The 6,211-nt window shown below is 43.6% G+C and carries 5 protein-coding genes; 4 read left to right on the top strand and 1 reads right to left on the bottom strand.

Annotation, left to right across the window (positions count from 1 at the left end):
* The first annotated feature begins 70 nt into the window (after window positions 1–70).
* From CXF60_RS01585 to CXF60_RS01570, 4 genes are all read left to right on the top strand, one after another.
* A complete protein-coding gene (locus CXF60_RS01585; protein ID WP_102090505.1) occupies window positions 71–1,123 on the top strand; it encodes a siderophore ABC transporter substrate-binding protein in 1,053 nt (350 codons plus the stop codon).
* Window positions 1,124–1,204: 81 nt separating this feature from the next.
* A complete protein-coding gene (locus CXF60_RS01580; protein ID WP_371548481.1) occupies window positions 1,205–2,290 on the top strand; it encodes an ABC transporter permease in 1,086 nt (361 codons plus the stop codon).
* A 96-nt stretch (window positions 2,291–2,386) separates the two neighbouring features.
* Window positions 2,387–3,472: an iron chelate uptake ABC transporter family permease subunit gene (locus CXF60_RS01575; RefSeq protein WP_102090504.1), complete on the top strand. Its 1,086-nt coding sequence runs from the start codon at window positions 2,387–2,389 to the stop codon at window positions 3,470–3,472.
* Between the two features lie 76 nt (window positions 3,473–3,548).
* A complete protein-coding gene (locus CXF60_RS01570) occupies window positions 3,549–4,319 on the top strand; it encodes an iron ABC transporter ATP-binding protein (protein ID WP_102090503.1) in 771 nt (256 codons plus the stop codon).
* Window positions 4,320–4,748: 429 nt separating this feature from the next.
* Here CXF60_RS01570 and CXF60_RS01560 read toward each other — a convergent pair whose 3' ends face one another.
* Window positions 4,749–6,080, bottom strand: a complete 1,332-nt coding sequence (locus CXF60_RS01560) for a PepSY-associated TM helix domain-containing protein (protein ID WP_102090501.1) — start codon at window positions 6,078–6,080, stop codon at window positions 4,749–4,751.
* Window positions 6,081–6,211: the final 131 nt, after the last annotated feature.

Genomic DNA, 6,211 nt, shown 5'->3' with positions numbered 1-6,211 from the left:
TTTTTAGCGTTATTCATTTGCAATTATTTTAGACAATTGCTTAAACATTTTTTGATAAACCGAGTTCATTATGCCGACACCCTTATTATCTAGCAGATCTACCGCCTCTTTTTTCAAACGTCCATTACTGACTGCTGCCATGACAGTGTTATTAGCTACGGTAGTGGCAGGATGTAGCTCGCCTGAATCTAATGATTCTGAGCCAGCAGACGCCAAAACTGAAAACCCAACGGCTGATGAATCACAGAACGTTGCCAGTAATGACGCTGTATCTGCTGAGAAAATCATGGTCAATACCGTAAAAGGTGATGTTGAGCTGGCTATGAACCCATCGCCACTTGTCGTCTATGACATGACGTTGATGCAAGACTTGGCCGCGCTAGATGTGGCGGTCGATGGTATGCCTGGTGGTCTATTACTAAAGAACCTACATTCAGAAACACAGCCTGATCCAAAATCGGTAGGTACTGTATTTGAGCCAGATCTTGAAGCGTTGAATGCAATGCAGCCACAAGCTATTTTGGTTGGTTCACGCATGGCAGAAAAATACGACGAGCTATCAAGTATCGCGCCAACGTTAGACATGAGTATTGATACAGCTAACATCTATGAGTCAAGCAAGCAGCGCCTACATGATCTAGGTGCACTGTTTGGTAAAAGCGATCAAGCCGCTAAGCTACAACAGAACATCGATGGACTCATCACTGAGACCAAGAGTCTAACAAAAGAAAATAAAGGCACGGGCCTAGTCGTCATGGTCAATGGCAACAAAATGTCAGCCTATGGTGACAAGTCTCGCTATGGTTTTATCCATACTGTGTTAGGTGTGCCAATGGCAGATGACAAAATTGCCGATGCGCCTCATGGTCAGCCGATATCGTTTGAATACATCCAAAAAGCCAATCCAGATTGGTTATTTGTCATCGACCGCAGTGCCGCAATTGGTGAAGACGGTATTGGTGCCAAGGCCGTATTAGACAATCCATTGGTTGCTCAAACCAATGCATGGAGCAAACAGCAAGTGGTCTATCTAAGTCCAGACTCTTACTTAGCATTTGGTGGCTACTATCAATGGATGCAGGATCTAACGACAATCAAAGATGCTTTTGCTAGTGCTAAATAACGTTGTTTTCTATGCAAACTATTGTTGCACAAGTAGGTATTATTACCGTTAACACTGCTCATTTTTAAGCCAGTAGAGATTATGTCGTTATTTTCACCCCGCACTCATGCTAGGCTCAAATCCAGTACTGCTCCATCAGCATCAAGCTGGCAGAGCGGTACTGGCAATGCGTTACATCGACGTACTGTCATACCACCATGGTTCATCAATACAGCAAGCCTCATTCTTATGGGGCTTTTGGTGTTATTGAGCTTATCTATTGGTGTGGCTGACTTTTCATGGTCAGGTATCTTGCAGAGCCTGCTGACTCAGAGTGCCAACTCCGATAGCTCGCTGCTATTGGTTAGCCGCATACCGCGCACCATTGCCATTATTTTGACTGGTATTGCGATGGCAGTGGCTGGGATGATTATCCAAGTAGTACTAAAAAACCGCTTTGTAGAGCCATCTATGGTTGGTGCAACTCAGAGTGCTGCACTTGGTTTGCTAGTGGTCAGTCTGCTGTTCCCTGCCAGTGCGCTCATTGTAAAAATGGGCGTGGCAACCATCGCTGCTGTCTTTGGCATGATGCTATTTATGCTGCTCATTCACCGTATTCCGCCTACTGATTTTTTGATGATTCCACTGATTGGCATTGTCTTTGGCGGCATTATTGAAGCCGTCACTACCTTCATCGCCTATCAAACCGAATCACTACAAATGCTGAGCGTGTGGCAGTTTGGTGATTTTTCGGGCGTATTGGCAGGGCGCTATGAGCTGTTGTGGCTGACGGGTGGACTGTGTGTGCTGGCTTATATTATTGCTGACAAGCTGACTATCGTCGGTTTGGGTGACAATATCGCCTTGAACTTGGGTATTAGTAAGCGTCAAGTCACTTGGATTGGCGTGGGTATGGTAGCCATGATGAGCGCTGTCGTGGTCGTGACTGTAGGCATGATTCCTTTTATTGGGCTGGTCGTGCCAAACATTGTGAGTCGCCTAATGGGAGATAAGTTACGTCGTAGCTTGCCAGCAGTTGCCCTACTTGGTGCTTCAGCCGTGCTGCTATGCGATATTATCGGGCGCTCTATTCGCTATCCATTTGAAGTGCCAGTCGCCACTATTTTTGGTGTGGTTGGTACAGTGTTATTTTTATGGCTGTTATTACGTGCACCAGCTGAGCAGTAGCACTATGTTCACTAACTGTGTATTAGTTTTCAACACTCACTTACTGTCGTTCATTTTTTGCCTTATTAGATAAGCTTGGCACCATAGGATTTTTGTATGTTCTCATCAACTAAGCTTACTTCTACCAAGACTGATGCTACCAAAACCAGCACAGCGATAGATAACTCATCTTCAGCAGATGGTCAGTATTCAGCCGCTGCCCAAAGTCAGTTGGCAAAGCTTTGGACATGGATAGCTGCCCATCCAAAATCCATAGCAGCTATTATTCTACTTATCTCGATGACCTTGTTTATGACACTCAATGTCAATGGCTATTGGGACTTTGCGCTACCATTACGCGGCAAAAAACTGCTAGCACTGATGGTGGTTGGCTATGCGATTGGCGTGTCGACGTTGCTGTTTCAGACGTTGACTCACAATCCAATTCTAACGCCCTCCCTACTCGGGTTTGATTCACTCTATGTTCTGTTGCAGAGCTTACTGGTTTTCTTTTTAGGTGCGATTAGCTTTACCAGTCTCGATCCTATTGCCAAGTTCACGCTAGAGATTGTCCTGATGTTTGGGGCATCTTTATTATTATTTAAGTTATTATTTTCTAAAAGCAGTCAGGATTTGACGCGGCTAATATTAGTAGGCGTTATCTTTGGCGTGTTATTTCGCAGCTTATCAGCACTCATTGCACGGCTAATAAACCCTGATGATTTTGTGGTCGTACAGTCTGCTAGCTATGCGCAGTTCAATACGGTCAACCCTCAGCTGCTGGGCATCAGCTTATTTATCTGTGCCATCACCGCGATATTTGTATGGCGCTGGCGTTATCAATGCGATGTGTTGATGCTCGGACAAGCACAGGCCGTCAACCTTGGTATCAACTATCAGCGTCTAGCATTTGGTCTATTAACTGTCATCGCTGTACTGGTTGCCACGGCCACCGCCCTGGTCGGTCCAGTGACTTTCTTTGGTCTATTGGTTTGCGCATTGACCAATCGTATCGCGCGACATATGTATCACACTGAGCGGCTGATATTGGTCAGCTTGGTCGCTATGATTTGCTTAGTACTGGGTCAGACTATCTTTGAGCAAGTGCTAGATATGGCAGGCGTGTTGTCCGTCGTGATAGAGCTAGCAGGTGGATTGATGTTCTTAGCATTGATATTTATGTCTCAACGTCGTTCTTTATGATTACTTAGCCGACATTGTTTATTTAGCTGATTCTGTTGATAGAGAAAACCCTAAGACTTTTTAAATAAGACTGACTATGATTAAACTGAATAATATCTCTCACCATATTGGCAAACAAAAAATCTTGCATGACATTACGTTGTCCCTACCAACGGCGCAGGTGATTGCTTTGATTGGGCCTAATGGCGCTGGGAAGTCTACGTTGTTTTCTGTCATGGCTCGCTTGCAACCGTTACAGGCTGGGCAGGTGAGCTTCTCTGTAGATAATGAAGAGCGTGATATTGTCAGCTGTCAGGCGCGCACACTGGCCAAAACTGTCGCTATGCTCGGACAAGACAACCATGTACAAGGACGACTGCGCGTACATGAGCTACTGATGTTTGGTCGTTATCCCTATCATCAAGGACAACCGACCGCTGACGATCAGCAAAAAGTACAGGAAATCCTCGAACGCTTTGAGCTTGAGCCACTTGCCGAGCGCTTCTTGTCAACGCTATCAGGCGGACAGCGTCAACGCGTGCTGATTGCTATGATTGTCTGCCAGGATACGCCCTATCTATTGCTCGATGAGCCACTGAACAACTTAGATATGTATCATGCTGGTCGCCTCATGCGTGAGCTACGTCAGCTTAGCCATAATCAGCAAAAAACCGTGGTAATAGTCCTGCATGACATCAACCAAGCGGCACAGTTTGCAGATACAGTGGTTACGATGAAAGCAGGAGAAGTGACGGCTGTTGGTCGTCCTGCTGATGTTATTACCAAAGAGACGATGAAAGATTTATACAACGTCGATGTCACTGTCCTAAGTCATCAGGGCCGTCCAGTGATTGTTGATACGGTTTAAATAAAGAACTTCGCAAATAATAAAAGAAACTATAGATGCATAGAGCGCTATTAAATAATCGATGGATAAACTATAAAAATCTATCTCTACTAGTTTTAGTAATTAGCTTTTGCTTATTCATTTTTAATGCTTTAAATAAAGAGATATCAAATACCTTTTTTTGGTTAGGAATGACCTTATATGGTCTAAGATTAGTGGTTATTCCTATGGATTTTACTCAAGATATCTCTTCAGTAGATTACACAAAGAACTATGATGAAAATAATAGTTGGCATAGATGGGTCATGATAGGTGAGACGTTTGCTTTCTTCATTTTTACTGTCTCGATAGCATACACAATATTTTTGCAATTAAATTTATAACTAGGGCATGCTTTTGATTCAACAGATAGCTATCTAAATAAAAATATACCCTAGAAATATCACTATATTACCTACCCTTTTGCAACGCCTTCAATCGACTTTGACGCCCTTTCCACCATAGATAAACACCAGTAATAGACAACACTGTCACAGCCAAACCTATCAATGCTAAAAATATTTGATACAGCAAATGGCCAATACCTTGACTGATATGCCCCATATGTAAGGTCGATAGCCATTGATCGGCTTTGCTGCCAAATGATGAACTTTGATAGCCAAAATTTACACGCTCGATGCTACCAGTCCTTGCATTGACCGTGATGGATGATGCACCGCCTTTTTTACCAATATCCTTATCTGTCTTAAAGCGCAGCTGCCATTGACCCTCGTCCTCAATCCAACGTATGCCTAAAAACTCTCGCACTAGCATACCCTTGCTTTGGGCAGCGATGTTTGCCTGCTCACTTAAATAAGCAATGCTATTGGCTTTGTTGACCACATCAACAGCCTCGACATCGATAGTCTCATTGTTTACAGCTTCAACTCTAGTCGCTGTTTCTGCACCAGACGCCTGCTCCGCTTTTTCTGATGGTTTTCTTGAGTTCTCCTGTCTTTCCTCTCTGCCTTCAAGCTCTACGACAGCGTGCATCACAGGTTGATAGACCTCTCTTAAATTAAAACCAACACTCGACCACGCGATGACAAACAGGATCCCCCAAAGCCATAATCCAAAGGCATGGTGTAGATCATAATTCAATTTAAACATATTACTTTTGGTACGAATTTTCCACGCTGGTAACCAACGTTTTAAAAAGGAGGCACGTTTTTTAGGCGAGGTTTTATTCTGTGCTTTTTTCTTGATCGCTCTAGGAAACGTTAAGTAAAAGCCAATAAAGCAATTAATCGTCCACACGAGCGCGACAATCCCTAGTAGCAATTTTCCAATGTCACCCAGTAATAAATCGCGATGTAACCAAAACACTTTCCACATGGTGTTGTGCCATGCCCACTCATCTCTATCACGAGTACCAATGATATCGCCAGTATAAGGGTGGACATAAACTTGTTGAAACGGTGCTTTTGGTTGGTTTTGGGCGGCTTTTCCTCGTGCTCTGTCTACCGAAAATACGGCTGACCTCTCTGCTGCTATCGAGGTTGGCATGCTAGAAAAAGCATATTGAGGATACGCACTGATGACCTTATCATGAAGCTCTGCAATAGGCAGATGTGATGCGTTTTGTTTCTCAACCTGAGCCAGTTTATGGTTGAAGACATCGTCTAGCTCGTCATGAAATGCCAACAATGTGCCAGTAATACCAGTAATAATTAAAAAAGCTGCCATGGCAAGCCCAGTATAACGGTGAATCCAAAGACAGCTATAGCGAAAATTAAATGACATAAATAAATCTGCTGTTATATTGTGATAGTAAGTTATTGAATTATTAAAAATATTTACGGGGGCATGGGCTTATTTTGAAAATAAGACCCTGCCCTAACAACGCAAAAGGTCTAAGCAAATAGCTCAGACCT

This window comes from Psychrobacter sp. 4Bb (assembly GCF_002836735.1).
GTDB lineage: Bacteria > Pseudomonadota > Gammaproteobacteria > Pseudomonadales > Moraxellaceae > Psychrobacter.
The sequence above is the reverse complement of the archived record's forward strand: the minus strand, read 5'-3'. Positions and strand labels throughout refer to the sequence as shown.